Consider the following 25,007-nt stretch of genomic DNA (forward strand, 5'->3'; position numbering starts at 1 on the left):
GCATCACCAAAAAAGAAGTTGTAGGGGATCAGACGCGCCTGCCCCTTCTCCCGCCCTTCGGCCTGGTACCGTCGTGCGGGATCGGGGTGACGTCCTCAACCCTTCCAATCCTAAGGCCGGCCCTGGAGAGGGCCCTAATGGCTGCCTGAGCACCTGGTCCCGGGCTCTTGCTCTTGCTTCCTCCAGGGGCGCGGACCTTGATGTGGACGCCGGTGATGCCCTTCTCCATAGCCTCTTCGGCGGCCCTTCTCGCGGCTATCATAGCAGCATACGGTGAGGGCTCGTCCCTGTCGGCCTTGACGACCATACCACCGCTCCACCTGGAGATGGTCTCGGCCCCGGTGAGGTCCGTGATGTGGATGATGGTGTTGTTGTATGAGGAGTAGATGTGGGCGACACCCCACTTCTCCTTCTTCTTTATGTTAACCTGAGTGGTCTGCTCCTCGCTCATGCCTCACCACCCTGCTTAGCCTGTTCGATAACCATCCTCTCGGGGTGGCCCTCCTTGGCGAAGGGTGAGCCCTTGGCGTAGGTTATCGTGTCCTCCTCCTCGCGGAGGACGAGGTAGCCAGGAGAGCGGATGACCTGACCGTTAACCTCGATGTGGCCGTGAACGATGAGCTGCCTAGCCTGCTTCATAGTCCTGGCGAGGCCCTTCCTGTAGACGATGGTCTGAAGCCTCCTCTCAAGGACGTCCTCAACGGTGAGCGAGAGAACGTCATCGAGGACTGCATCGGCCGGAAGGAGGCCAAGCCTGTAGAGCCTCTGGAGGAGCTGCTGCCTCTCGATTTCGGCCTGCTTGCCACGGGCCGCAAGGAGCCTTCTAGCCCTACGCCTGAACTCCTTGAGCTGGGTCTCGTGGCGCCAGAGCTCCTTCTTGTTCTTGAGGGCGTAGTTCCTCTTCAGAACCCTCTCGCGGTCAAGCCTCTCCTTAATCCACGGGTGAGAGGGAGTTTCGTACTTCTTCCTCTGCCTCTTCGGGTCTCCCATTTACACCACCTCACTTCTTCCTTCTGCTCACACCGACGGTTGTACCGTGCCTGAAGTTGGACCTGGTCCTCTGTCCCCTGACAGGGAGACCGAGCTCGTGCCTTATACCGCGGTAAGCCCTGATCCTCCTGAGCCTGTTGACATCCTCACGCCAGGCCATAACGAGCTTGGCAGTGATGAGGTGCATGTCCTTGCCAGTCTCGTAGTCCTTCGGCCTGTTTACGGCCCAAGCGGGTATTCCGTGGGCGACCGGGTCAGCGAGTATCTCCTCGATCTTCTTCACCTGCTCGTCGGTGAGGTAACCTGCCTTCATGAACGGGTCTATTCCTGCAACCCTGAGCACCATTGTTGCGAAGTTTATGCCGATGCCCTTTATGCCCGTAAGGGCCCACCTAACCTGCTTATGTCCGTCTATATCCACTCCCGCAACACGGACGATGTGCCTAAAGTTCTCGGTCATTACGAATACACCTCCACATCCCTTTGAAACGATAAGGGATTTTGGCGCCGGGACGGGGATTTGAACCCCGGTGGCCATACGGCCACGGGCTCTCAAGGCCCGCGCCATCCCAGGCTAGGCGATCCCGGCATACACCCGATAGCCGCTCCCCTTCGCGAGCTCTCTCACTTCGGTGAAAGTCTCATCCATGAGGGACTTAATATACTTTGCCCCCTGCTTGGTCTTGATGACCAGCTGGAGGTAGCCACCATCGTTCAGATGCCGTGGAGCGTTTATAACTATTTCCCTCAGGACTTCCTTCCCTGCGTGCACAGGGGGGTTCGTGATTATGGAGTCGAACTTTTCTCCAGCGACCGGTTCGTAGAGACTCCCCCAGCGAACCTCTGCGTTCCTAACGCCGTTGATTTTTAAGTTTTTCTTTGCTATGCTGACCGCCCTGCGGTTTACATCAGTCATGACGACATAATCCACAAAGCGAGAGGCAACGATGCCTATGGGACCGTATCCACAGCCGAGGTCAAGGACCCTCCACCCTGGCTGAAGAACCATGCTCTCGATGAGGAGTTCCGTTCCCCTGTCGAGCCTGCCGAAGGAGAAAACCCCGCTCGCTGTGATGAACTTGAAACAGTGCCCTCTAACGCAGACTTCGATAGTCTTCGTCTTCAGCGGAGTGCTCGGCTCTTCTGAGTAGTAGTGGCTCATGGTCGGGGATTCGATAAGGGGTTTATAAAGGTGAAGGAGCCTAAAATCCCCGTATTATGTCCCACACAACAGCCACACCTACTGCTCCAACGACAAGGAGGACAAGGAAGCCAAGCTTTTTGTGCTTCGGGAATACGTAGGCTTCAGCGGCACCGAAGGCAACACTCTGAGCGGACAATAGGAGAAGGTTTTTGACGAGATGCTCACTTCTGCCCAACCTCAAAAGTTCATCGACCATCTCAAGAGAAGAGCCCCCTACAGTGTGTCCCAGGAGATAGACACCAACCAGCAAACCGGCACCGAAAAGGGAGGTCTTTATAATCCACAGGCCGAGGTCCCTAGCCGATGTTACCGTCCATTCCTTCCCAGAGGCGAGAGCATACAAAGTGAGGGGAATGTCTAATATCCACTGCACCATGAGGAGGAAGATAGGGATAAACGAAAAAATTTCCAGAAACATGGCGACCACGGAAATTGCCGCCCCCACAACGTTTCCGGTTAAAAAGAGGGCCATGCCGAGCAGATACCAAACGATTATGTGATGACCAATTATTTCCTGTACATCCTTCACAAACCTGTCCCTGCCCCAGTTCTCCTCGAGGATTACGTGGAGCCGCTTAAAGTCTTCCCTCCGATATCCGTGCTTCTCAAGATGGCGGCCGATGAAAAAGAGAGCAGAAACTCCGAAGAGCGGGAGAAGTGCAAACATCGTCACGAGCAGTCCAGCATCTATGGTTTCGCCACCACTGCGGGCCCCCAAAAAGAGGAGGGCCATTAATATGGAAATCATACCAACAACGGTCTCAATTATCAGCTTGAGGCCCTTCCTCCCCTCCATGAAAAGCACCCCAAAGAAGGGAAAGAGAAATCACTCTTTCTCCTTCCACAGCTTGGGATACCAGTCCCTTGGCATGAAGACTTTGTCCACATCGACCGCTATGCCCTTGCTCTTCTGGAGCATCTCCCCGGTTGTCATCATGGCTTTGCCCAGTGCAACAAGCTCGTCCTTGAGGGTCATTATTGCGACGAGGTCTCCCTTCTTTATGCCCTTGTGGAGCTTGACTACGCCGGGAACTGCTAAATCAGCGCCGTGAGTAACAGCGGCAACTGCGGAGTCCCTTATCCAGACCTTGGGCAGATGTTCCACTGCCTTCTCCATCGGCTGGATTGCCTTCCTGAAGTACTCCTCAACCCCGTCCTCCTTCCAGAAGTGGTAGTAGTCCACAAGGTCATGGAGGGTCACGAGGGTCTCATCCTCCTTGAAGGGGCCACTTCTGGTCCTTCTAAGTTCGGCCATGTGGGCGCCGACCCCAAGGGCAAGGCCAATGTGGTGGATGAGCGAACGGATGTAGGTTCCGGCCTCGACTCCAACCCTGAAGAGAACGTCCCTACCTTCTATCTCCAGCACGTCTATGTAGTAGACCTTCCTCGTCCTAAGGCGTCTCTTGACGGCACTCCTCAGGGGCGGCCTCTGGATTATCTCCCCCTGGAACTCCCTCATAACGGCGAGTATTTTGTCCTCGGGAACGTCGCCGTGGAGGTGCATTAAAGCCACGTACTCCTTTCCAGCTGGCAGAAGGGCCTGCACAACCCTTGTTGCTCTCTCCAGGGCAACCGGAAGGACTCCACTGACCTTCGGATCTAGCGTTCCACCGTGTCCTGCCTTGTTAAGGTTCAGTATCCTCTTGACCCAGGCGACGACCTCGTGGCTCGTCGGCCCGGGCGGCTTGTCGAGGTTGATTATGCCGAACTGGATGTGCATCTCGATTGGCCGTTTCTCCGGCGGAAAGCCCCACTTCGGATTCGTCTCGGCCTTCTCGTCCTTCACAACCACTTCCCTCTTGATGTCAGCGGGAAGGATCCTCCTCACTTCGTCCCTCGCCATGATCATCACCTACAGATCTTTAAGAGCCCCAACAAATTCATCCTTTGAAATTCCAGCAAGATGAAGCACTCCGAGCAAAGTTCCGGGCTTCAGCTCCTTGTGAAGCGGAACCACGGTACCAATTTTTCTCCCGTTTTCATATTTAACTAAAACGACATGACTGCCCCTCTGACGCGAGACCTTAAAGCCGAACTTAGATGTCAGTACTTTGACGACCTCTTCACCCGAGAGCCTTGGCAATCTCGACATTGAAATCGCCCACGAACTTTATCTTCCCAAGTTCCTCTTTGAGCTCGGGGAACTCTTCCAGGTAAAGCTCCACCGCCTCCCTGAGGTTCTCAAGTGCCTCCTCTATCGTCTCGCCCTGAGTAGTTACCCCCGTGAACACTTCCTTGACGACGTAAACTCCCTCTTCCTCCCAGATAACGGCATGAAGGTTCATGCTCCCCACCGTTTTCTCTACTGTAGCCCTCTTTATAAATCCACCTAATATCTGAAGCGGTATGTAAAGACGGGCCAGTTGGGCAGGTATTTAACGAGCTTCAGGTAGCCGGGCACAAAGACCTCACGCTTGTTCTTTTTAATGCCGTTAAGCACCGCATCGGCTACCCGCTCAGGTTCGATTGACCCCCTGGGAATCTTACCCTTCCAGAACTCGCTCTTCACCTGCTTGGGATAGACTCTAATCGTGCTTATTCCCAGCTCCGCCAGCTCCTTCTCTAAGTTTATCGTGAGATAGTGGAGCGCACCTTTGGTGGCGCAGTATGAGGGGATCTCAGGGACATTGACAAAGGCAACGCCGCTTATTACAAAGACGACCTTTGAGCCCTTCCCGAGAAACGGGAGGAGCTCCTTCGTAAGCCAGATGGGAGCAAAGACGTTTACTCTGAATATGTTCTCAAGCTCTTCACTGGAATGCTCCAGGAGGGGCTTTCTGATGGCGTAGCCAGCGTTGTTTATGAGCAGGTCGAGCTTTCTTATTCCCATACTAGCTAAAGCATCCCTGATTTTGGCCGGAGCTTCCGTGTCGGAAAGGTCAGCAGCTATGTAATCAAAGCTTTTCAGGGCCTTGGATAGCTCCCTGAGCTTATCCTCTCTCCTCGCAACACAGATTACGTGGTAGCCCTGCCTAACAAGCCTCTCTGACAGTGCCCTCCCAATGCCGCCGGTGGCGCCAGTAATTAGGGCAGTCTTCATAACCTCTCACCAAAGTTTATGCCCAGAACAGGGCTATAAAATCTTGGGATACAAAAGGCAGAACAAAGAACCAGAACCGAGAATGAGAATTGTGAGGGGAAGGCCCCTCACTCGAGGCTGATTCCAGCCCCCTCGAGGGCGGCCTTGATCTCCTCGTCGGAAGCGCCGCGCTGAATGTTGACCCTCTCCGGAAGGGGCTCGAGGTGCTTAACGTTCATCCTCCTGCGCTTGACCTTGTTGAGGCCAGCACCGGTAACGAGGACGAAGTTCTTGTCGATTATGTCGGCAACGACGACCTTCTGTCCAGCCCTCCTTCCGGCGATAACGACGGCAATCCTTCCAACCTCAATAGCTGGCATTCATCCCACCTCCTTTTCTTTTTCATCCTCCCCCGCGTCACCGCTGGGGGAAAGGTGGTCGATGGCGGCCTTCACAATCGCGAAGACGCCATCGGGGCCCCAGTGGGCCGTGTTAATAATCAAGTCATAAATGGACTTGTCCTCGATGTCGATTCCGTAGAGGTTTAAATACCTTTTCCTGTTCTGCTTCTCCCTCTCGGCTATCTTAACGAATGCCTCCTCAACGGAGATGCCTTCCCTCTTGGCAACCCTCTTGGCGCGCTCCATTATCGGAGCGTCAAGCCAGATTTTCAGGTCAGCATTCTTGACCATCCAGCCAGCGAGGCGGCCTTCAATAACGACATTGCACTCCTTGGCTGCCTCGATCTGCCTTCTGTCAATTTCCCTGTCTATCTCTGGGTGGAGCTCAACATACTTCTGGAACTCCTCGAGGGTCATGCCCATTTCCTTGGCCATCTGCCTGAATATAAGCCCAGCATAGATGTGCTTGAAGCCGTAGTGCTTGGCGAGGTTCCTGCAGAGGGTCGTTGTGCCGGACCCTGCCAGACCGCTGACGGTTATGACGAGGCAGCCCTTGGGCATTCCGCACCACGTCAGGCAGTGATTGAAGCCCTAACCTGGGCCTTCATGACCTTCCTCATGCAGCTCGGGCAGAGGTTCGGGTAGGGCCTCTCGGGTCTCTTCTTGGTCTTCGGGAGCTTCCTGAGCTCGCTCGGCCTGCCGCGCGGGACGCCGTTGAGCGGCCTGCCGCACATGGCGCAGTGGGCAACCTTCGGCTTCCTTCTCTCGAAGTGGATGACGGTCCTTCCACCGGGAGTCCTGACGTACTTTCTCCTCCATGACCTTGACCTGTACATGGGCTTCATACTCTCACCTCGCAACCTCATTTTGCAGAGCGTTTTTAAATTTATCCCATATTAAGGAACTTCCTCAGTATCATGCCGACCGCGTAGCTGGTCAGGAAGTACCAGCCGACGTATCCGAGCTGGTCGGGCGGCAGCGCCGAGTGCTGCCAGCTGTGGAACCAGTCAAAGAGGAAGAAGTTGAAGGGGGCTTTGACTATTCCAACCTCGACGTACCAGCGCCTGAGCCACGCGAAGAATATCCAAAATACGGGAAGCGTCAGGAACATTGGGATCATCTGCTGCTGCATAAGCTCACTCTGCATCTTCATAAGCTCCATCTGCTTCTTTTGAACTTTTTTAAGCTTCTTTTCGTCGCCACTCTTCTGAGCTTCACGCATCTCCTTCTGGAGCTCTTTGGCAAGCTTCTGCATGTGCCTCTGCTTCTCAATATCCGTGAAGAAGTAGTAGATCAAAGTGTAAGTCCCGCCGATTATTGCCCCAGCTACCGTAATGACCCACATGGGATGGTAGCCAGTTATGAACGGTCCAAACAGGTTGTCAAGGAACGCGTATATTCCCTCAAGCATACTCACTCACCGCCAGATCGAGTACTTTAACGAGCTCGTTTACGGCCTCTTCAAGACCTTTATCCTCGTGGTTTTCAATGATTTTGATGAGCGCGTTAGAGTGCATTGCGTACGCTATGGCCGCGGCCCTGTTGAGATCCTGATGCCTCGCTATCTGCTCCTCGGTCTCAACGTCCCTATCCCTCTTGAGGTCACGCAGGCGCCTTCCAAGGATTTCACTCGGGGCAGCCTCAATAATGACTATAAAGTTCGGATTGAGGATTTCTATAACCTCCCTTGGAAATCCGAGAAGGTATCCAGCGGGGGTCCGGATAGTCGCGTGGGTATCGAGCAGAACGGGTTCTTTCCTGGCAATCTCAACAATCCTCTGGGCGACTTTAAGCTGAAGTTCCTTCTGGGTCAGGGGGTCAAGCTTTCTCATCTCGTCCCTGTGCTTCACAAGCCCCATATTGACGGCCTCTTCGAACATCAGATCCCCAAAATTGACGAGTCTAAACTTGGCTCGGGTCTTTTTGAGGGCCAGCTTCGTTATGGTGCTCTTGCCCACACCTGGAATACCCGTGATCACGACAACAAACGGCATGGCTCTCACCCAGAGGACTCAAAGATTTACTCCAAAAGGATACAGAAAAACGAGCTTAAAAGGTTTTGCAAAAAGGAAAGGGTCACTTGGCGAAGAACTTCCTGAGTGCCGGGAACATCTCGGTGGCCTGTTCCCTGGCTATCTCCTCGTAGAACCTGTAGAGTATACCTACCGTCAGGAGAATTCCTGTTCCAGTACCGAGGGCACCGAGGAAGTCCGCCAGCACTGCCACGAGGGCTATGGTGAAGGAGCCCCAGAATGTCACGTATGGAATGTACCTCTGAAGGACCCTCTCGAGGATTCTTGGATCCCTCCTGAAACCGGGTATCTGGAGGCCAGCGTTCTGGAGCTGCCTTGCAATGCTCCTAGCGTCAAGGCCCGTGAGTTCAACCCACAGGAATCCAAAGATCAGCGACCAGAATATTGTCATTAACGCGTACACCAGCGCCCTCACTGGGTCGTTGATCACGTGGAAGATGTCCCTGGGCGGGTAGAGGTATATGACGAAACCACCGACTGGATTGCCTGCGCTGTCGAACTGGCCAAGGATTGGGTGGCCGTAGTTGGCGAGGAGCCTAGCCCAGAGCTGTATGTTGGCGTAGAGTGCCATAGTAAGGATGATCGGAATGTTGCTGACGTACATGAACCTTATCGGATACCTGCCGCGGACAGTAACACGGCCGTAGCTGAGGGGTATCTCGACGCGCATGCTCTCCAGATAGACGACCACGAGGAAGACCACTATCGTTCCAATCAGCTTTACGATGTCTGGGAGGGTTCCACCACGGTATATTGCGCCGCTTATGTCCCCTTTGAGGATGTGCTGAATGAAAGCAGGAATCGCACCAATCAAGGCAGGCTCTCCCGTGAGTGGGTCTATGTACTGGTTGCTCTGAACGGGAGCCAGGGATCTATAGATAACCGTCTGGGAGACACCCGCGGCAATGAATAGGCTGATACCGCTTCCGATGCCCCACTTGCTCACCAGCTCGTCCAGGAGTATGAGCAGTGTCGAGGCTAGACCGAGCTGGAGAACGATGAGGAGTGCAAGGCCTATTCCAATGTAGATCGGCCCGTTGGGGATTGAAACGGTCTGGAACGCACCTATTCCGGTGTTCACCTTACCGAAGGCACCGGCGAATACATAGATGAACGCCTCGAAAAAGCTCATGAACACGGCGAATACCCTTTGGGTGGCCTGGTAAAAGCGCCTGTCCTCGGGATTTGAGAGGTCAAGCCTAACTATCTCGGAACCAACGAGAAGCTGCATGATTATACTGGCGGTAACGATTGGACCGATACCGAGGGTCAGGAGCGAGCCGCTCCTACCTGCGAGCACGAAACGGAGTGTTGCAAAATAATCCTGAACCTGCTGGGGTATTCCATAGAGGGGTATCTCGGCCAGAACGAAGTAGAGCAGCAGGGCAATCCCTGTCCACATGAATTTTTCCTTTAGGGGAACGTGCCTCTTGGGCCTTTCAACTTCTGGGAACCAGCGTTCGATGGCGTAGACTACTTCCCGGACTCCCATCTTCAACACCTGTGGGATTGTTAAAAGTTAAAGAAGACAGTCAGGCGAGGAGAACCTCGCCGCCAGCAGCCTTGATCTTCTCCTCTGCCTTGGGGGTAACGTAGTAGGCCTTCACGACGAGGGCCCTTGTGAGCTTACCTGTGCCGAGTATCTTGTCAACGCCGAGGGCAGTCGCGTCGAAGACGAGCTTTCCGTCCTCCTCGTATATTATGCCCGCATCCTTGAACAGTTCAAAGTTCTCGTCTATGTCGTTGAGGTTTATGACCTTCGGGATGTACTGAACTGCTTTCGGCCTGTGGAAGCCCCTCTTACCGAGCCTGTCCGGGGCGTACTTGATGGTCCAAGTCCACTTCTGATCCTTCCTCTTACCGGTGCCCGCCATACCGCGGCCACCCTTGCTTCCACCGCCGCGGTGCTTCTTCTTGCAGCCCCATCCGTGAGTGTGACTTCCGCGGAGCTTCCTAACCTTCTTCCTCCTCCTAATCATCTCTCGCCACCTCAGAGCATTCTCTCAATGAGCTCGTTTATCTTCTCGCCGCGGTAACCGAGTGCTCCGCCCTCCTTGAAGGAGCGCTTCTTGCTGCCCTTAAGGCCGCCCCTCGGCGGGTGAAGCCTGAAGACCGGCTTGATGTTCGGCAGATCCCTGAGCTTCATCTCGCCGTTGACGACCTTCTCGGCGAACTCCTCGATCGTCATTCCGAGCTTCTCCTTGACGTACTCGTCGGTTATCGGCTTGTTTCCTATGAGTCTGCCCCTCTTCCTGAGGAGCTTGGCTAGGGTCTCCTTGTCGATCTCGCCCCAGGTTATGTAATCCTTGACCTTCTGAATCATTCCGCGGTAGCTCGGGGTGTCGTCAACTATGACAAGGTGGTTGATCCTGTGGAGGCGGAGCATGGCGAGGGTGTCTCTCACTTCACCCCTCGCCCTAATCCCGCTCCTAAGCCTGATGAGCGCAAGCTTTGCCATCTTCTCTCACCTCACTCAACCTCGAAGGTCGTGGGCATCGCCCTACCCACGACGATACCGTAGCGCTCGATGTCCTCGGGCTTGATGGCAACGCGGTTGGTGTTGTAGAGGGCGTTGAACACTGCCTTCGCGAAGTTGACGGTGGTTCTAGTCTCACCGAGGGTCTGTGACCAGACGTCCTGAACGCCAGCCAGCGTGAGTATCTTCTTGCCCACGTCACCGATAACGAGGCCGAGGCCACGCGGTCCGGGCATGAGCTTGACGCGGACGCTGCCTTCCTTCCCCTCGACGGCGAACGGAATTGAGTGCGGCCTCCTGCACCTGCACTCCCAGCTTCCACAGCCGCGCTTGATCTCGATGATGTTCATCTTGGCGTAGTTGATGGCCTTCCTGATGGCTATACCGACTTCCCTTCCGTGGCCGATTCCAAGGCCGACGTAGCCGTCCCTGTTGCCAACGGCAGCGAGAACCCTGAACCTGATCCTCCTGCCGCTGTCGGTCATTCTCACCGTGAGGGCTATGTCGAGTACTTCCTGGTTCTCCCTGAGGTTGACCTCCGGAAGGAGGACGTCAACGATCTCGGGCTCCTTTATCTGGTAGCCCTTCCTAAATATCTCGTGAATGTCAGTGATCTGGCCTTCCTTAACGAGCCTGCCGAGCTTGGTCTTTGGTTCCCACTCCTCAAGAACCCTCTGGGCTATCTCTCTCGGGTCGCTCATTCTCTCGCCCCCTCAAACTTCTCGATTATCTTGGCCTTAACCTCTTCAAAGTGCTCGGGGAGCTTCTCAGGCTCGAGGCCCTTGACGAGATATCCAGAGAACTGCTTCCTGTAGAGGGCCTCGTCCTCCTCCTTGAGGGCCTTGGCGTAGTTGGCTATGTGCTCGCCGTTTATCCTGTAGTCCTCTGGATAGATCTCCTCGCTGTGCGGGACGTTCAAGCCGGCGTCAACCGCACCCTTGAGGACCGCGAATATGCTCGAACCCCTGGTCGGCGGGTGGAGACCTATGTCGAGGATGGCCTCCTCTATACCAGCCTGCTTGGCCTTGTAGCCGATGAGGAGACCGAGTAGGTAAGCTGAGGGAGTGTTTCCTCCGTGTCCCTTCCAGCCGAAGTCCCTCATGAGCTCCATGGTGTGAGCTGAAACGAGCGTTTTGTCTCCCTTCGGGTCGTAGACAACGATCTGAGCAATGTGGTGGTTGAGGGTCTTCCTCACGACGAGCCTCGGCTTCTTGCTCTTGAGGAGCTTGAGCCTCTTGTGATAGTTAGTCTTACCCTCTCTCCTCCTCCTGAACGGAACCCTATACCTCGGTCCGTGTGCCATCTCTCTCACCTCACTCCTTCAAAATACCGTGCTCCTGCATGAACATGTAGAGCTGCCTCTTGTTCTTGAACTGGCCGCCCTTGGCACGGATGTAGAGCCTCCTGTAGGTGTGGGCATCGAGCTTGCCCTCGGCCTTGAGCTTCCTGAGCTCCTTTCTGAGGGCCCTTATGGTCATCATCCAGACTTCCTTCTTGCCCATCCTGGCGGTCTTCTTGCCCTTCTTGCTTCCCGGACCGCGGTGGCGGCCCTTCTTCCTGGCCTCCTGGAAGGCCCTAGCCCTGGCCCTGCTCTGACCCTTGATGGGCTTCTTCTTGATGACGCCGTCGTGGATGAGCCTCTTTATGTCCTCCCTCGTTATGGCGGCAGCAACGTCCTCAATCCTCTCCGGGTCGATCCATATCCTGTTCTCGCCACACTTCAACAGCTCGGCGGCAATTCTCCTCTGGGTCTTGAGCATGATCATCACCTCACGGGTTGAGAACCTTCACTCCGAGCTCCTTGGCCCTAGCGAGTATCATCTCTCTCTTCCTGGCGCCGACTGTTCCCGCTATCCTGGCGGCCTGCCTGGTCGGGTCTATGGCCTCAAGCTCCTTGACGTTGTGGACGAGGACTTCCTCGTAGCCGCTCGGGTGGAGCCCGCGAACTGCTTTGGGTGAGCTCCATCCGATGCTCGGTGAGCGCGGCTTGCCCTTCTTCTTGAGCCTCATCTTGCTGTCGATTCCCTTAGGCCTTCTCCACTTCGGGTCGTTCTTGAACTTCGGGTACCTCCACCACTCCTGGCGGAGGAACCTCGGCTTCTTCCTCTTGAGCTTGGCCCTTATCCTCAGGAGTCTCGCCTTTTCGTTCATCTCTCACACCTCACCATCAGAACTTTATCGGCTTGCCAGCCTTCTCAACTATGTAGATACCGTCCTGGAAGACACGCCTGTCCCACTTGGTTATCCTCGTGGCCTGCTCGATGTTCGCAGCTGTCTGACCGACGGCTTCTTTGTCAATGCCCTCAACCTCGATCTCGCTTCCCTTGACCTTGACGGTAACACCCGGAAGGATCTTGGCCCTCCTCGGGTTCTTCTCACCGAGGAAGTTCTCGATGACAACCTCATCGCCCTGAACCTTAACGGTCATCGGGAAGTGGCTGTAAACCACTTTAAGCCTGTACTTGAAGCCCTCGGTAACGCCCTTGATCATGTTGTTGATGTGGGCCTTGAATGTTCTCACGATGGCGACGTCCTTCTTCCTTGGAAACTCCTTGTAGATGACGACCTTACCGTCCTCGGTGAAGATTTGAACGCCGGGGTACTTGAGCTCCCTCTGAAGCTCTCCCTTCGGCCCCTTGACCTTGACGGTGTTACCCTCGACGGTGACCTCGACTCCCTCTGGTATCTCAATCTCCTCACGAATCCAAGCGTCCACCGGCATTTTTCTCACCTCAGTAGACGTAGGCTATCAGCCTGCCGCCGATTCCCTTTTCGAGCGCTTCCTTGTGGGTCATAACACCCTGGGACGTTGAGACAATGAGGATACCGAACTCGAAGGCTGGAAGGAACCTCTTCTCCCACTTCTCGTAGTCCCTGGCCTTGACCGGGAAGCGCGGCTTTATTGCGCCGGCCTTGTTGATCTTACCTATGAGCTGAACCCTGTATATACCAGCCCTTCCGTCGTCGATAAGCTCGAACTCGCCGATGTAGCCGTTCTCGAGCATAACCCTGAGAACCTCACCGATGAGCTTCGAGGCGGGCTTGATGTAGACCTCCTTCTTCCCAACTCTCTCGCTGTTCGTTATGTGTGAAAGCGCGTTTGCCAGAGGGTCAAGCAGAGTCATTTTCTCTCACCTCACTCATACTTCTTGAAGCCGAGCTTCGGGGCGACCTCGCGGAAGCAGTGCCTGCAGAGCATAAGGCCGTGTATCCTGATTATCGGCCCGTACTGGCCGCAGCGCATGCACCTTCTCGCTCCCTTACCAAACTTCCTCGGCTTCCTCTTGTTGTAATCGGCCTTCGCCATCTCACAATCCCTCCACCTTAGCCTTGAGCTCCTCCATAGCGAAGACTATACCCTCTTCCTTAGTCAGCTTGTGTTTGGTCGGTATCTTCCTCCTCTGCCTCTTCCTCTTGGCGACCCTAAACCCTGGCCTCTCGAGGGTGACGCAGACATCCATACCGAAGATACCGATCTCGGGGTCGTACTCGACGCCCGGTATGTTGATGTGCTCCTGGATTCCAAAGCAGAAGTTTCCGTGCTCGTCGAAGTTGCTCGCTTTGAGCTTTCTGTCAACGGCCTCAAGGAGCCTGTCGAGCATCTGGTAGGCCTTCTCTCCACGGAGGGTGACCTTGACCGCTATCGGCTCGCCCCTCCTGATTCCGAAGTCCCTGTTGGTCTGCTTGGCCCTCCTCCTTATAGGCTTCTGGCCGACGAGCTGCTCAAGCATGGTCTCGGCCTTGGTGAGCCTCTCACCGCTCTCGCCAACACCTATGTTTATCGTGACCTTGGCTATCCTCGGCTTCCTCATCGGGTGAGCTTCCCAGTCAGCCAGGATTGCCTCTCTGTTGATCTGCATCTCATCTCACCTCTCACGGAAGGGAAATCTCAGGCTTGTCCTTACCAATGACGAAGGCGTACTCCTTCAGGGTGTCGAAGAGCTCGCCGTTCTCGTCCTCGATTGTAACGACGTCGGGCCAGCCCATCGGGAACTGCCTGACCTCGACGATCTTACCCTTTCTGGCAACGTTCTTACCCTGGGTAACGAAGACGTAGGCACCGACCTCGAACGGGAGCACCTTGACTATCTGCCTCTCCGGAACCTGCATTATGACCGTGTAGGAGGTCTTGTAGGCGTCCTTCTCGGCAAGGCTGACGAGGTGGTTGCTTCCGTCGTGGAGGTTTAGCTGAACCTTAGCGCCCTTGACCATCCTCTTGTTGTTGATCCTGAAGGGCTTGAGCTTGGCCTCTTCCTCGCTTATCGGGTGGAGTATAAGCTTGCCTATCCTGTTCGGGAGAACCCTGTAGTGCTCACCCGTCTCTGGGATTGAGACGACGTCCATGATTCCAACGGGGAACTTGTAGTCCTTCCTGACCCTACCATCAACGAGGATCTTGCCCTCGTTGAGGATCTTCCTGGCTTCCCTGGCGGTCTTGGCGTAGCCGAGGTAGTCCCTGACTATGTAGATCAGCGGTATGGAAGTCTTCATGCTGTGCGGACCCGGACTGGGCCTGACGGCCCACTTGTAAGCCTTCCTGTGAATGTACCAGGAAGTCGGAGCGGCAAGCCTCTTAAGGTGCCTCTTCGGACCCTTCCTCGCCATCAAGCAGCCCTCCTCTCAATTATCTTCTCTCTCTTTTCGTCTTCGAGGTTGAGCTCAACAATCATGACGTTCGAGGGGTGGAGCGGGTAGAAGACCTCGGTACCGTCGGTCTTCTTGTGGGTAACGCCCTCAACGTGAATCCTGTACCTCCTGAGGTCAACCTCCACGACCTTACCCTCGACGCCCTTGAAGTCACCGCGCATAACCTTGACCTTGTCGCCAACCCTAATGGGCAGGTTTCTCACTCCGTACTTCTCCCTAAGCTCCTTGCTGAGGGGGGCGCTCATTATCTTGCCCCTCAGGTGAAGGGGAGCGTTGTAGAGGAACTTCCTCTGCTTCCTCGGCTGCTTCATATCAAGCTTCATCTCATCTCACCTCACAGCACTATGCTCGCTATACTACCGAGCCTGACCCACCTCTCGGCGGCTTCCCTCGCTATTGCACCCCTGATTTCGGTTCCCCTCGGGACACCTTCGGGAGTGACTATCGCAGCCGCGTTGTCCTCGAACTTAACGCGCATGCCGTCGAGCCTCCTGTACTCCTTCCTCTGCCTGACAACGACAGCCCTGACGACCTGGTGCCTCATGTCGGGCCTTCCCTTCTTAACGGTGGCGACGACCATGTCGCCAACGCCAGCGGCCGCGAGCCTCCTCCTGGTTCCCTTGTATCCAACGACGCCTATGATCTGAATGACCTTGGCACCGCTGTTGTCGGCAACCTTGAGGTAGGCACCTATCGGGAGGGCGCGCGTCGGCCTGACGGGGCTAATACCCCTGGTTGCACCAGCACCCTTCTTGGCCATGCATCACACCTCCTCAGCCCTCTCGGCCCTCTGGAGGACGGCCACGACGACCCAGCTCTTGGTCTTGCTTATCGGCCTGGTCTCGGCTATGAGCACTTTGTCGCCAACTTTAGCGTTGATGCACTCCGGGTTGTGGGCGTGAACCTTGCTCTTCCTGAGCTCGTATCTCTCGTATTTCTTGAGGTAGTGGTAGTACTGCCTCTCGACGACGACCGTCTTCTTGCCCTTGTCGCTAACGACTATACCCTCAACGTATCTACCGTGTATCTTGAGGTTCCCGTGCCAGGGGCACTTGGGATCGTTACAAACCTCAGCGGGAGGCTGAACCCTCAATCCAATCTCTCTCATTTCCGCCACCTCTTTTTGAGTCTCATCTCGGGTCTTCCCACCAGATCCTTTCCGTTGACACGGATCTTCTCATTGCCAAGGTCAAACTCGATCTCGACCACGTCCTTCGGGACTACCCAGACCCTATCTCCCACCAGGACGAGAGTGTTCCTCGTCTCATCAAGGACGTAGCCCTCGATGCCGACCAGCTCTGGATGAGATGCCCTTATAACCTTTGCTTTAAGGCCTATCAGCTCGTGCCAGATTATGTTTTTCCGGGTCACTCGACCTCTATGAGCTCCTCTGAAAATCCAAGCTCTGCCAGCAACTTCTTGACCCTGTCTCTGTGGTCTCCCTGCAGTTCTATCCTTCCGTTCTTTGCCGTTCCGCCGCATGCCAGCTTCGCCTTAAGCTTTTTTGCGATGTCCTCAAGGTCGAACTCCTTCTCGTCTATGCCCTCGATTATGGTCTTGAGCTTGCCGTAGCGGGCCCTCTCCACGTAGACCCTTATCCTCTGCTGCTCCTTCAGGACCTCCTTAAAGAGCATCTCATCCAGAGGGTTCACAATCCTCGGCACCTAACCTCACCTTTTCTCCCTAAGCTTCTCCCTCTTTATGGTAAGCAGGCGCGCGATATCGCGCCTGAGGTTGCGGATGACCATGGGGTTCTCCATGGAGGCCCCCATGGTGAGCACGCCACGCTCCTTGGCCAGTTCGAGGCGGAGCTCCCTTATCTTCTTGTCGATCTCCTCGATGCTCATCTCCCTAATCTCACTGGGCTTCATTGGCGCTCACCTCTTCCTCAACGATCTCCTTAATCTCGATCTCATCCGGAAGCTTGGCGTCGGGCGGCATGATGGAGACCTTAACACCGATGACACCGAGCTTGAGCTGGGCCTGGGCGTAGCCCCTGCTGACGAGGGTCTCGGCCGGGTTTCCGACCTTAGCGAGGTAGCCCTGGTAGAACCTGACGCTCTTGGCCCTCTCACCGGTGAGCTTTCCGCTGAGCCTTATCTCAACGCCACGAGCACCGTTCCTCATGATGGCCCTGATGGCAGAGTAGGCAGCCCTCCTGAAGTGAATGCCCCTCTCAAGGGCCTGGGCGAGCCTGACGGCCTGAACCTTGGCGTTGAGGTAGGGGTTCTTGATCTCCTCGACCTCGATCTGCGGGTTCTCAAGGCCGAACTGCTTCTCAAGGATCCTCGTGAGCTCCCTTATCCTCCTGCCACCCCTTCCGATAACGTAACCGGGGTTGGCGGCGAAGATAGTGACCTTGGTTCCGAGGGGAGTCTTCTTTATGTCGAGGCCGCCGTAGCCGGCCCTCCTAAGCTCCTTCTCGAGGAACTCGTCGATGAGCATCTCCTTAACGCCTTCCTTGATGAAGTACCTCTCGATCGCCAAAGGTCTCACCTCCTAATCTCCTCGACGACTATCTCTATGTGTGTGGTCTGCTCGTTGAACGGTGTGGCCCTACCGAAGGCCCTCGGGATGTATCCCCTGAGGACTGGGCCCCTGTGGGCTGCGGCGTGGATTATCTTGAGCCTGTCAACATCAAGGCCCTTCTGCTCGGCGTTGTTCTTGGCGTTGAGGAGTATCTTCTTGACTGCCTTGGCGACCTTGACCGGGTACCTTCCTGGGCCAAAGCCCTTGCCCGGCTTGTGGCCCTGGCTGTCGTTGAAGCGCTTCATCGGAACCGGCCTCTTCTTGGCTATGACGTCGTCGAGGTAGCGGAGAGCGTCGTTGAGCATCATGCCCCTTATCTCCCTGAGGAGCTCGACGCTGTGCTTGGGTGAAATCCTGAGGTCCCTTCCGCTGGCCCTCGCCATCCTCTCGGGGTCAAAATTTTGGAATGAGTAGGAAAACCTGCCCCTGCTCATCTAAACCACCTCACTTGACCGCCACGAACATCGAGGACCTTGTAGCACCGACACCAGGTGAGCCGTGCTGGACGACCTTCCTCGTCATGGCGAACTCGCCGAGGTAGTGGCCGATCATCTCCTCCTTGATCTCAACGGGAACGAACTCCTTTCCGTTGTAGACGTGGATGGTCATGCCAACCATCTCGGGGAGGACTATCATGTCCCTGCTGTGGGTCCTTATCGGCTTGTTGTACTTGCCCTTCTTAGCGAGCCTTATCTTCCTGAGGAGCTTCTTCTGCTCGGGTGAAAGGCCCCTCTTGAGGCTCCTCCTCTGCCTGCTCGGGAGGAGCTTTGCGAATTCCTCCAGTGACATGTTGAGAAGCTCATCAAGGGTGTAGCCCCTATACCTAAACTCCTTCTTTCTCGCCATCTTCATCACTTCCTCCTACCAGTTCTTCTCGCGGCTATGTGACCGACCTTCCTTCCGGGCGGAGCGCGCCTTGAAACGGTTGATGGCCTTCCAATGTGGTGCTCCTTACCACCGTGCGGGTGGTTGACGGCGTTCATCTTGACACCCCTCGGCTTCGGCCAGAACCTGTTCCTGGCCTTGGCTATGTAGTAGGCCTTACCCGCCTTGACGATCGGCTTCTCAAGCCTTCCACCGCCGGCAACGACACCGATGGTAGCCCTGCACATCGGGTTGAAGGCCTTGAGCTCACCGCTCGGGAGCTGGACTATGACCTTGTCCTTCTCCCTGCTGACGACGAGCGCGTAGGTTCCTCCAGCTCTAACGTACTTTCCACCGTCGCCCGGAACTCCCTCGATGTCGTAAACGTAAGTACCCTCCGGGATCTTGGCGAGCGGGAGGGTGTTGCCTATTGCTATCGGGGCCTCGGGGCCTATGTAAATCTCCTGCCCGACGAGGACTCCCTCAGGGGCTATGATGAGCTTCTTGGTTCCGTCCTCGAACTTAACCCTCGCGACCGGGGCGGTTCTGCCCGGGTCGTGGAGTATCTCCTCAACGACGCCCCTGAGTGTCCTCTCCTGGACGAGGTTGAGCGGGACGTACCTAACGGCACCCCTGTACCTGTGTGAAGGGGCCCTAAATGTGGTAGTTCCCTTACCTCTCCTCTGCTGGATCAGACTCTTTCCCATCTCACTCACCCCTTCAGAACAATCCCAATCTGGCAGCTATCTCACTTGCATCGTACTCAGGCTTGAGCTTAACGTAGGCCTTCTTCTCGCCCTTCATAGTCACGAGCGTGTTGACCTTTGCGACCTTGACGTTGAACATCTCTTCCACGGCCCTCTTGATGTCCTGCTTGGTGGCCCTCCTGTCAACTATGAAGGTGAGCTTGTTCTCCCTCTCGATGAGGGAAACGGCCTTTTCGGTAACGAGCGGCCTTATGATGACCTTGTACGGATCCATCTCTCATCACCCGTAAATCTCCCTAAGCCTCTCTATAGCACCCTTGGTCCAGATCGTAAGCCTTCCCGGGTGGGTACCCGGTGCGAGGTACTCAACGCCGAGGTTGTCAACAGTTACAACGTCAACGCCCGGGTGGTTCCTCGCTCCCTGGACGATGCCCTCGTTCTTGGCAACGACGATGAGCGGGCCCTTGGCCTTCTTGTACCTCCTTCCGCGCATCTTGCCCTTTCCTGCCCTGATCTTGGTGTTCTTCTTGGCCCTCTCGATGTCGTCCCAGACACCGAGCTTCTTGAATATCTCCCTGGTCTGAGCAGTCTTGAAGACCTTCTGCAGGTCGTCGGTAACGACGAGCGGGATCTGAACGACGTTGTCAACCACGTGGCCCCTGGCCCTGACGAGGTCGTAGTTGGCCGTTGCAGCTATGGCGCTCATTATGGCAAGCCTTCTCTCCTTCTTGTTGATGTCCTCCCAGATTATCTTCTCGACCTTGGGCGGGTGGGTCCTCCTTCCGCCAACGGCGAACGGGACGAAGGCGGCGAACCTTGGGGAGGTCTTTATCCTCTCAACCCTTGCCATTCCGTGGCCTTTTCCAATGTTCTCGGTGACGCGCCTCTTACCCGCCTGCGGGTCCCTACCCTGCGGCTGAATCCTGTGAGTCCAGGAAGCGATGACAGCCCTCCTTATGAGGTCCGGCCTGAAGGGGGTGCTGAACACCTTGGGAAGCTCGATCTCCTCAACGGGCTCGCCTTCGAGATTGAAAACCTTGACCTTCATCTATCTCACCTCACTGCTTGGACTCCCTACTGACGTAGGTTATCTGCGGCCTCTCAACCGGCGGCTTCTTCTTCGGCGGCCTTATAGCCGGCCTGACCCTTATTATCCTCTTGAATGAACCCGGAATCGTACCCTCGATCATGAGGAAGTCGCTCCTAACGATGCCGTAGTGCGGGAAGCCGCCCTTCGGGGTGATCTCGATCTCGTTTCCGTCGAGAACCAGCTTGCCGTTCTCACCTATGGCGATGAGCCTCTTGTTGAACTCGGTCCTGTGGTGGAAGCCCATCTGACCGGCCTGCGGAACGGTCCACATGACCCTTGCCGGGTGCCACGGACCGAGGTTACCGATGTGCCTGCCCTTGCCAGCCCTCTGGGCCTTGTGGAACTGCACCTTGACGCCCCACCTCTTGACCGGGCCCTGGGTTCCCTTGCCCTTGGTGACGGCTATGACGTCGAGGAGCTCGCCCTCGTGGAGAACCTCTCCAGCGCGGAGCTCCTTGCCGATCTTCTCCTTGGCGTAGTCGAACTTGGCCTTGACGTCGTCGCCACCGATGGCGTACTCCATAACTTCCGGCTTCTTCTTGAGGCCGATGAGCCAGGGCTGGGTGTGGACGAGAAGCCTGACGTCGGCTATCTCGCCATCGTTGACGAGGTCCTCAAGCTGGCCGAGCTTCGCCTGGAAGGCCTCCTCGTTGTAGTTCTTCGGCAGGGTCTTTATCCTCCTGGCCACGTTCTTGTGAAGGTCGTGGAACCAAACCTCGGTGGCCGTTTCAAGGCCGAGGTATCCCTGCTTGTAGGCCCTTATGCCGTAGACGAAGAGCGGCGGAACCTCGACTATGGTGACCGGCACGAATATCTCCTTACCCTTGGTGAGCCCTGGGCTGTCGTCGATCATGAGGATGTGGGTCATGCCAGCCTTGTAGCCAGCGAAACCGAGCATCCTGACTTCACTGTCCTTTGGCCAGCTCCTAATCCTGGGCACTATGCTCTTTGCCCTCTTCCTCGGGGAATATGCCAGTGAACCTCTCCTTGGCCTGTGTATTTTTCCCATCTCAATCCCTCCTTATGAGATTAAATATCGCGAGGGTTGCAAGCAATGCCTCCTCGGTGCGGACCGTTTCAGTCCGCTGATTTGGAATGGTGTTGAGGATCAGATGGAACTCAAACTTCTCCTCGCCGAGGAGCTCCATCACGCCTTTCCTCGGTGAGCCGAACACGAAACCGACCTCCCCCTCGAGCGGGGGGATCTCAACCTCTCTTATGTCGCGACCCTTCCTCGAGGTCGCGATGACCAGATCAAGCCCGGCCTTTTTAAGTGTTTTCGCCAGCGACTTCCTCGTGAGGTGAACCCTGTAGCCCCAGTAGTCCTCCGGTTTTGTCGGGACGACCCTCAGAGGTCTCGTCGAGACGATTTTGAACGTTGCACGCCCTTCAACGTTCCCTTCAACGACCGCCAGCTCATCGAGGCCGATGTCCGCGTAAGTTCTTTTCCCCCTTCTGAAGGCGAAACCCTCTCGGATTTCGCCGACCCTTGGCCTTCCCTTGAGTTTGTGGTGCGGCGTCCTCAGCGGCGGTATCACTCCCACGTACTTGAGCTCGGGCATCAGCGGGAACAGCCTCTTCCTGAGGTACTGGGGGGTCTCCGCGTACTCGAGGACGGTCTTGATGAACTTTCCGTCCCTGCCGCCGGCCCTGTAAATCCAGATGTGCTCAACGCCGAATATTGAACAGGCCCTGGCTACCTGTCCGACCTTGTACGTTCTGATCTTTGGGTCGTCGGTCTCTTCGAGGAGCGAATCGGGAATGAAGACGTGCCAGGCCATTTTTCCGTCATCCTTTGATGTGGTAGCTCCAATGCTGAACTGGGGTCTATGGAGACTATTTAAAAGGCTTTCGAACCTTTCCACCCTCTTTTGGGTTGAGGAGTGTGAAATTTTTTTGCAAAGGAAACTTTGCAGGGCAAAGTTTCATCAAAGAGTGAATGTCCTTTTGAGCGCCCTGCGTTCAGTGATTCTCAATCATTAATTGGCAATTCTCAAGGGTTTACTCACAATATAACGCCCAAAGGGCGTTAAAAAATAAGAAAACCCGCACTTCTCCGCCCATCTATCAAGAGAATCTAACCGTATCAAGCCAATCCTCGGAGACATTCAAACTTTGGTGAAGCTTTTCCCAAAAGCTTCCTGCGCGACGTTGAAGCTTCGCTTCAACGCACGGGACGATAGTCCCGTTGAGTTTGATCAAGGTTCGTAGCTCATCCTTAAAAAGCTAGATTTCACGCGATTTTCTTCTTTGGAAAGCCAGTTTGAACATGAAAACACTTGAAATACCTTAGTTGTGTTGGTTTTAACTCCAAAACCAACGCCCAAAGGGGCGTCAAAAGAAAAATTAAAAAATTCCTGAAAGCATCCGACGAACGGCAAGAGCGACAAGGGAACCACCCCTTAAACTTGGGTCTTTGAGGAAATAAGCCTTTCGAAGTCTCCTAAATCCCATACTAACCAGCCATCATCCCTGAGCTCTTCCTTTCCCTCGACGCTTTTAGCCACAAGCCCATAGCTCTTCTCCCATCCATCGAGGCCCGTAAGCTCGGCCTTCCTCTCCAAGTCCTTCAAAACCCCCCTCGCTTCCCTCTCTTTGAGCTCCTTCCACTTAACCTCAACGAACAGCGCCTTCTTTTCACGCTCGTTGAGGGCAACGAGGTCAATCTCCTCGCCCTTGTGCCACCAGCGGCCGAAGCGGTGGTACAAGCTGGGAAGGTGCCCCTTGGCCGAGAGCATTATCAGGAACTCCCTCGCAACCTTTTCGAAGGTAGTCCCCAGGTAGGTGTTGAAGTTCTTCCTGAAGTCCTCTATGGCGGGCTCAGGATTGAGGCCCTCAATGTCCTCATAGTGCGGGCTGACGAAGCGGTAGTAGAAGCGGAAGTACTCATCCTCGATTGTGTAGATCCCCCTCTTCGAGACCCTTTTGGTGACCGGAACCTCGCGCTTGACTATTCCAAGATTCTGGAGAACCCGAAGGTAGGCCGGAAGGTCCTTCGCCTCCATCATCGCGTACTGGGAGATCTCGGTGAGCCTCGTCTTCCCCAGGGCTATGGCCTCGATGATCTGGGCGTAGGTCGTCGGGTTTCTAAGCTCCTCCATTAGCAAAAGCCTCGCCTCGTTGAAGAGGAAAGCCGTTGGCTCAAAGAAGTTCGCGATTATCTCCTCGTCGCTCCCGTCCTTTAAGAGCTCCATGTACCTCGGAACTCCCCAGGTGACGCCGTAGAGGCGGACGAGCCTCTCAAAATCGCTCCCGTACCATTCCACCATGTCAAAGAACCTGAAGGGCTTCAGCTTCATTATACCCCTGGCCCTGCCGTAGAGGGGAGCCTTGTAGCCCAGAACCTCCCGCTCCATCATCCCCACACTTGAGCCCGAGAGGATGAGGGTGACCTGGGAGTCCTTGATTATGAGGTCTACTATCTCCTGGAACACTGAAACTATGGGTCTGTAGGCCTCTATGAGATAGGGAAACTCATCGATTACCACTACGAGCTTTCCCTGCTTTGTAAGGAACCTAAAAGCGTCCTCAAAGCTCCCGAACCTCACTGGCATACCAATGAACTCGCTCACTTCCTCCGAGAACCGTTCGAGGTCCTTTTCATACCCCCTCTGAGAGCACAGGAAGTAAATCCCCCTCTTGCCCTCAAGGAACTTTCTAAGGAGTGTTGTTTTCCCAACTCTCCTCCGCCCGTACACTACAATCAGGTTTGCCCCTCTGTTGTAGAGCTCCTCCAGCACCTCAAGCTCCCGTTTTCTGTTCACGAATTTACGGATCATAATTATAATAACCGTGATTCGAATATTTAAACCTTTCCCAGCTTGGAAATGAATGGAAATCCTTCAGTCCACGAACGCCAGCCCGTTCCACAGCTCCCGGATTTCCCTCGTCGCGTCCGGATAGACCCGCTTGAAGGTTATCCTCCAGTAACCGTTGCCGAGGTCTTCGATGTCCTCGATATGTATCTTAACCCCCAGCCTCTCAAAGTGGGTCACCATCTTGTGAGCGGTCGTTATGTTCTTGACGCGGACGGTGAAGGTCTCGTCAACCTCGCCGCCGTTGGCAACTTCATGAATGCTCTCGACGAAGGGCCTCAGAAGGGCAGTGCCGAGGGCCTTTGCATAGTTTTCGAACTCCTCTCCCCTAACGTGGTTTTCGGCGAGATAGAAGGCGAGCCTCTTTATCCTCCCCATGAAGTAGCCGTGAGGTAAGTCGAAGAAGATGTGTGAGCCTATCTTTATGTCGTTTATGTTGGCGTAGGGAGTGACGTACTTCGCGATTCTCCTCATGTCGGGGCTTTTCATGACTATGCCCTCTCTTTTTTCCTCGCTGAGCCACTCAATAAGCTCTTTCAGCTCCCCAACCTTGGAAGAGTCGTAGAGGCCGAAGCGCTCCACCTGCGGGATTCCGTACTCCTCAGCCAGCCTGTACCTTTCCTCCGCCGGAAGACTCCTCCCGGTTCCCTTCTCTTGAATATCGAAGAGGAAGAACTCAATGTCCTCCTTGACGTAGGGCGGCCCCTCAACGAGGTAGGGGCTTTCAGGCCCGGCCATCTCACCGACCAGGACGAGGTTTGGATAGTCCTTGAAGAAGTCGAAGTTCACGAAGTCCTCAATCCTCTCGGTCGTGAAGGGGCAGACGAAGCCGCCTCGCGTTATCGCAAGAATCTTATCCTTTACCTTGACGACGCGGACGTTGTACCCATCAACCTTCTCCTCCACGTAGAAGGGTTTGTTCTTGAAAACGCGCCTTATGCCGTTTTCAAGCTGGACGACGCGCTTTATGTGTGGAAAACCGAGAACAGCTTCCCCAGTTTCGAATACCACAGTCCCCCTCCTGAAGTTCCTCGCCGAATCCCTGAAGCGGACGTACCTGATTCCCTCGAACTCGTCCTCGGCTAAGGCCCCCTTTCCTTCAAGGACTTCCAGCCTCTCCTCTGGAAGGCCCAGCTTGAGGAGCAGGTTCCTGAAGTACGAGCTTACCATCCTCTCACCACCAGTAAGTATGGCAGCATCATTAATAATCATTATTATGAATCTGCATCACC

At 55.2% G+C, this 25,007-nt stretch carries 42 protein-coding genes and 1 tRNA gene; all 43 read right to left on the bottom strand.

Going from position 1 to position 25,007, the window contains the following annotated elements:
• Positions 1-28 precede the first annotated feature (28 nt).
• Entirely contained in the window at positions 29-451 is a 423-nt protein-coding gene (locus tag TK_RS07510; protein ID WP_011250455.1) for a 30S ribosomal protein S11, read from the bottom strand.
• Positions 448-990, bottom strand: a complete 543-nt coding sequence (locus TK_RS07515) for a 30S ribosomal protein S4 (protein WP_011250456.1) — start codon at positions 988-990, stop codon at positions 448-450. The genes TK_RS07510 and TK_RS07515 overlap by 4 nt, the downstream gene beginning before the upstream one ends.
• Before the next feature lie 10 nt (positions 991-1,000).
• Positions 1,001-1,450 (bottom strand): 30S ribosomal protein S13, encoded by a 450-nt coding sequence (locus tag TK_RS07520; RefSeq protein WP_011250457.1) that lies wholly within the window; start codon positions 1,448-1,450, stop codon positions 1,001-1,003.
• Positions 1,451-1,492: 42 nt separating this feature from the next.
• Positions 1,493-1,579 (bottom strand) — tRNA-Ser (locus tag TK_RS07525).
• Positions 1,565-2,152 (bottom strand): class I SAM-dependent methyltransferase, encoded by a 588-nt coding sequence (locus TK_RS11750; protein ID WP_011250458.1) that lies wholly within the window; start codon positions 2,150-2,152, stop codon positions 1,565-1,567. Before TK_RS11750 ends, TK_RS07525 begins: the two co-directional genes overlap by 15 nt.
• A 40-nt stretch (positions 2,153-2,192) precedes the next feature.
• Positions 2,193-2,990 carry a hypothetical protein gene (locus tag TK_RS07530; protein ID WP_011250459.1) on the bottom strand — a complete coding sequence of 266 codons (798 nt, stop codon included), beginning with the start codon at positions 2,988-2,990 and terminating at the stop codon, positions 2,193-2,195.
• A 30-nt stretch (positions 2,991-3,020) separates the two neighbouring features.
• Positions 3,021-4,037, bottom strand: a complete 1,017-nt coding sequence (locus TK_RS07535; protein ID WP_011250460.1) for an RNA-guided pseudouridylation complex pseudouridine synthase subunit Cbf5 — start codon at positions 4,035-4,037, stop codon at positions 3,021-3,023.
• Between the two features lie 9 nt (positions 4,038-4,046).
• A complete protein-coding gene (locus TK_RS07540) occupies positions 4,047-4,286 on the bottom strand; it encodes a type II toxin-antitoxin system HicA family toxin (protein WP_011250461.1) in 240 nt (79 codons plus the stop codon).
• Positions 4,258-4,479: a type II toxin-antitoxin system HicB family antitoxin gene (locus TK_RS07545; RefSeq protein WP_011250462.1), complete on the bottom strand. Its 222-nt coding sequence runs from the start codon at positions 4,477-4,479 to the stop codon at positions 4,258-4,260. The genes TK_RS07540 and TK_RS07545 overlap by 29 nt, the downstream gene beginning before the upstream one ends.
• Before the next feature lie 44 nt (positions 4,480-4,523).
• Positions 4,524-5,234 (bottom strand): SDR family NAD(P)-dependent oxidoreductase, encoded by a 711-nt coding sequence (locus tag TK_RS07550; protein ID WP_011250463.1) that lies wholly within the window; start codon positions 5,232-5,234, stop codon positions 4,524-4,526.
• Positions 5,235-5,341: 107 nt separating this feature from the next.
• Positions 5,342-5,593, bottom strand: a complete 252-nt coding sequence (locus TK_RS07555; RefSeq protein ID WP_011250464.1) for a 50S ribosomal protein L14e — start codon at positions 5,591-5,593, stop codon at positions 5,342-5,344.
• On the bottom strand, positions 5,594-6,175 hold the full coding sequence (gene cmk / locus TK_RS07560; protein WP_011250465.1) for a (d)CMP kinase: 582 nt from the start codon (positions 6,173-6,175) through the stop codon (positions 5,594-5,596). It abuts the gene before it with no gap.
• Between the two features lie 11 nt (positions 6,176-6,186).
• On the bottom strand, positions 6,187-6,459 hold the full coding sequence (locus TK_RS07565) for a 50S ribosomal protein L34e (RefSeq protein ID WP_011250466.1): 273 nt from the start codon (positions 6,457-6,459) through the stop codon (positions 6,187-6,189).
• Between the two features lie 41 nt (positions 6,460-6,500).
• Complete coding sequence (locus tag TK_RS07570) at positions 6,501-7,025, bottom strand: EMC3/TMCO1 family protein (RefSeq protein WP_011250467.1); 525 nt, start codon at positions 7,023-7,025, stop codon at positions 6,501-6,503.
• Positions 7,018-7,608, bottom strand: coding sequence for an adenylate kinase (locus TK_RS07575; protein WP_011250468.1), 591 nt, complete (start codon positions 7,606-7,608; stop codon positions 7,018-7,020). The genes TK_RS07570 and TK_RS07575 overlap by 8 nt, the downstream gene beginning before the upstream one ends.
• Positions 7,609-7,690: 82 nt before the next feature.
• Complete coding sequence (secY, locus tag TK_RS07580) at positions 7,691-9,139, bottom strand: preprotein translocase subunit SecY (protein WP_011250469.1); 1,449 nt, start codon at positions 9,137-9,139, stop codon at positions 7,691-7,693.
• Positions 9,140-9,179: 40 nt separating this feature from the next.
• On the bottom strand, positions 9,180-9,626 hold the full coding sequence (locus TK_RS07585) for a large ribosomal subunit protein uL15 (RefSeq protein WP_011250470.1): 447 nt from the start codon (positions 9,624-9,626) through the stop codon (positions 9,180-9,182).
• Between the two features lie 11 nt (positions 9,627-9,637).
• Positions 9,638-10,105: a 50S ribosomal protein L30 gene (locus tag TK_RS07590; protein WP_011250471.1), complete on the bottom strand. Its 468-nt coding sequence runs from the start codon at positions 10,103-10,105 to the stop codon at positions 9,638-9,640.
• Positions 10,106-10,116: 11 nt separating this feature from the next.
• Positions 10,117-10,824 (bottom strand): 30S ribosomal protein S5, encoded by a 708-nt coding sequence (gene rpsE / locus TK_RS07595; protein ID WP_011250472.1) that lies wholly within the window; start codon positions 10,822-10,824, stop codon positions 10,117-10,119.
• A complete protein-coding gene (locus tag TK_RS07600; protein ID WP_011250473.1) occupies positions 10,821-11,426 on the bottom strand; it encodes a 50S ribosomal protein L18 in 606 nt (201 codons plus the stop codon). The genes rpsE and TK_RS07600 overlap by 4 nt, the downstream gene beginning before the upstream one ends.
• 10 nt (positions 11,427-11,436) lie before the next feature.
• Positions 11,437-11,889 (bottom strand): 50S ribosomal protein L19e, encoded by a 453-nt coding sequence (locus TK_RS07605; RefSeq protein ID WP_011250474.1) that lies wholly within the window; start codon positions 11,887-11,889, stop codon positions 11,437-11,439.
• 4 nt (positions 11,890-11,893) lie between these two features.
• Entirely contained in the window at positions 11,894-12,274 is a 381-nt protein-coding gene (locus TK_RS07610; protein WP_011250475.1) for a 50S ribosomal protein L32e, read from the bottom strand.
• A gap of 16 nt (positions 12,275-12,290) precedes the next feature.
• On the bottom strand, positions 12,291-12,845 hold the full coding sequence (locus tag TK_RS07615) for a 50S ribosomal protein L6 (RefSeq protein WP_011250476.1): 555 nt from the start codon (positions 12,843-12,845) through the stop codon (positions 12,291-12,293).
• Positions 12,846-12,855: 10 nt separating this feature from the next.
• Entirely contained in the window at positions 12,856-13,248 is a 393-nt protein-coding gene (locus TK_RS07620) for a 30S ribosomal protein S8 (RefSeq protein ID WP_011250477.1), read from the bottom strand.
• A gap of 11 nt (positions 13,249-13,259) precedes the next feature.
• Positions 13,260-13,430 carry a 30S ribosomal protein S14 gene (locus TK_RS07625; protein ID WP_011250478.1) on the bottom strand — a complete coding sequence of 57 codons (171 nt, stop codon included), beginning with the start codon at positions 13,428-13,430 and terminating at the stop codon, positions 13,260-13,262.
• Position 13,431: 1 nt separating this feature from the next.
• Complete coding sequence (locus TK_RS07630) at positions 13,432-13,983, bottom strand: 50S ribosomal protein L5 (protein WP_011250479.1); 552 nt, start codon at positions 13,981-13,983, stop codon at positions 13,432-13,434.
• A 13-nt stretch (positions 13,984-13,996) separates the two neighbouring features.
• Positions 13,997-14,728: a 30S ribosomal protein S4e gene (locus TK_RS07635; protein WP_011250480.1), complete on the bottom strand. Its 732-nt coding sequence runs from the start codon at positions 14,726-14,728 to the stop codon at positions 13,997-13,999.
• A complete protein-coding gene (gene rplX / locus TK_RS07640) occupies positions 14,728-15,093 on the bottom strand; it encodes a 50S ribosomal protein L24 (protein WP_011250481.1) in 366 nt (121 codons plus the stop codon). The genes TK_RS07635 and rplX overlap by 1 nt, the downstream gene beginning before the upstream one ends.
• Positions 15,094-15,104: 11 nt before the next feature.
• Positions 15,105-15,530 carry a 50S ribosomal protein L14 gene (locus TK_RS07645; RefSeq protein WP_011250482.1) on the bottom strand — a complete coding sequence of 142 codons (426 nt, stop codon included), beginning with the start codon at positions 15,528-15,530 and terminating at the stop codon, positions 15,105-15,107.
• Between the two features lie 3 nt (positions 15,531-15,533).
• Positions 15,534-15,878, bottom strand: a complete 345-nt coding sequence (locus TK_RS07650) for a 30S ribosomal protein S17 (protein ID WP_011250483.1) — start codon at positions 15,876-15,878, stop codon at positions 15,534-15,536.
• Entirely contained in the window at positions 15,875-16,252 is a 378-nt protein-coding gene (locus tag TK_RS07655; protein WP_011250484.1) for a ribonuclease P protein component 1, read from the bottom strand. Before TK_RS07655 ends, TK_RS07650 begins: the two co-directional genes overlap by 4 nt.
• Positions 16,138-16,404 (bottom strand): stress response translation initiation inhibitor YciH, encoded by a 267-nt coding sequence (gene yciH, locus TK_RS07660; protein WP_232500643.1) that lies wholly within the window; start codon positions 16,402-16,404, stop codon positions 16,138-16,140. Before yciH ends, TK_RS07655 begins: the two co-directional genes overlap by 115 nt.
• 36 nt (positions 16,405-16,440) lie before the next feature.
• Positions 16,441-16,641, bottom strand: coding sequence for a 50S ribosomal protein L29 (gene rpmC / locus TK_RS07665; protein ID WP_011250486.1), 201 nt, complete (start codon positions 16,639-16,641; stop codon positions 16,441-16,443).
• Positions 16,628-17,257 carry a 30S ribosomal protein S3 gene (locus TK_RS07670; protein ID WP_011250487.1) on the bottom strand — a complete coding sequence of 210 codons (630 nt, stop codon included), beginning with the start codon at positions 17,255-17,257 and terminating at the stop codon, positions 16,628-16,630. Before TK_RS07670 ends, rpmC begins: the two co-directional genes overlap by 14 nt.
• 5 nt (positions 17,258-17,262) lie before the next feature.
• Entirely contained in the window at positions 17,263-17,733 is a 471-nt protein-coding gene (gene rplV / locus TK_RS07675; RefSeq protein ID WP_011250488.1) for a 50S ribosomal protein L22, read from the bottom strand.
• A gap of 10 nt (positions 17,734-17,743) precedes the next feature.
• Positions 17,744-18,145, bottom strand: coding sequence for a 30S ribosomal protein S19 (locus TK_RS07680; RefSeq protein WP_011250489.1), 402 nt, complete (start codon positions 18,143-18,145; stop codon positions 17,744-17,746).
• Positions 18,146-18,150: 5 nt separating this feature from the next.
• Positions 18,151-18,870: a 50S ribosomal protein L2 gene (locus TK_RS07685; protein WP_011250490.1), complete on the bottom strand. Its 720-nt coding sequence runs from the start codon at positions 18,868-18,870 to the stop codon at positions 18,151-18,153.
• A gap of 13 nt (positions 18,871-18,883) precedes the next feature.
• Positions 18,884-19,144: a 50S ribosomal protein L23 gene (locus TK_RS07690; protein ID WP_011250491.1), complete on the bottom strand. Its 261-nt coding sequence runs from the start codon at positions 19,142-19,144 to the stop codon at positions 18,884-18,886.
• Between the two features lie 6 nt (positions 19,145-19,150).
• Positions 19,151-19,918, bottom strand: a complete 768-nt coding sequence (rpl4p, locus tag TK_RS07695; protein WP_011250492.1) for a 50S ribosomal protein L4 — start codon at positions 19,916-19,918, stop codon at positions 19,151-19,153.
• A gap of 10 nt (positions 19,919-19,928) precedes the next feature.
• Positions 19,929-20,969: a 50S ribosomal protein L3 gene (locus tag TK_RS07700; protein ID WP_011250493.1), complete on the bottom strand. Its 1,041-nt coding sequence runs from the start codon at positions 20,967-20,969 to the stop codon at positions 19,929-19,931.
• 1 nt (position 20,970) lies between these two features.
• Positions 20,971-21,741 (bottom strand): putative RNA uridine N3 methyltransferase, encoded by a 771-nt coding sequence (locus TK_RS07705; protein WP_011250494.1) that lies wholly within the window; start codon positions 21,739-21,741, stop codon positions 20,971-20,973.
• Between the two features lie 621 nt (positions 21,742-22,362).
• Entirely contained in the window at positions 22,363-23,739 is a 1,377-nt protein-coding gene (locus TK_RS07710) for an ATP-binding protein (RefSeq protein WP_011250495.1), read from the bottom strand.
• A gap of 63 nt (positions 23,740-23,802) precedes the next feature.
• Positions 23,803-24,945 (bottom strand): RNA ligase, encoded by a 1,143-nt coding sequence (locus tag TK_RS07715; protein ID WP_011250496.1) that lies wholly within the window; start codon positions 24,943-24,945, stop codon positions 23,803-23,805.
• Positions 24,946-25,007: the final 62 nt, after the last annotated feature.

The organism is Thermococcus kodakarensis KOD1 (assembly GCF_000009965.1).
In the GTDB taxonomy this organism is placed as follows: domain Archaea; phylum Methanobacteriota_B; class Thermococci; order Thermococcales; family Thermococcaceae; genus Thermococcus; species Thermococcus kodakarensis.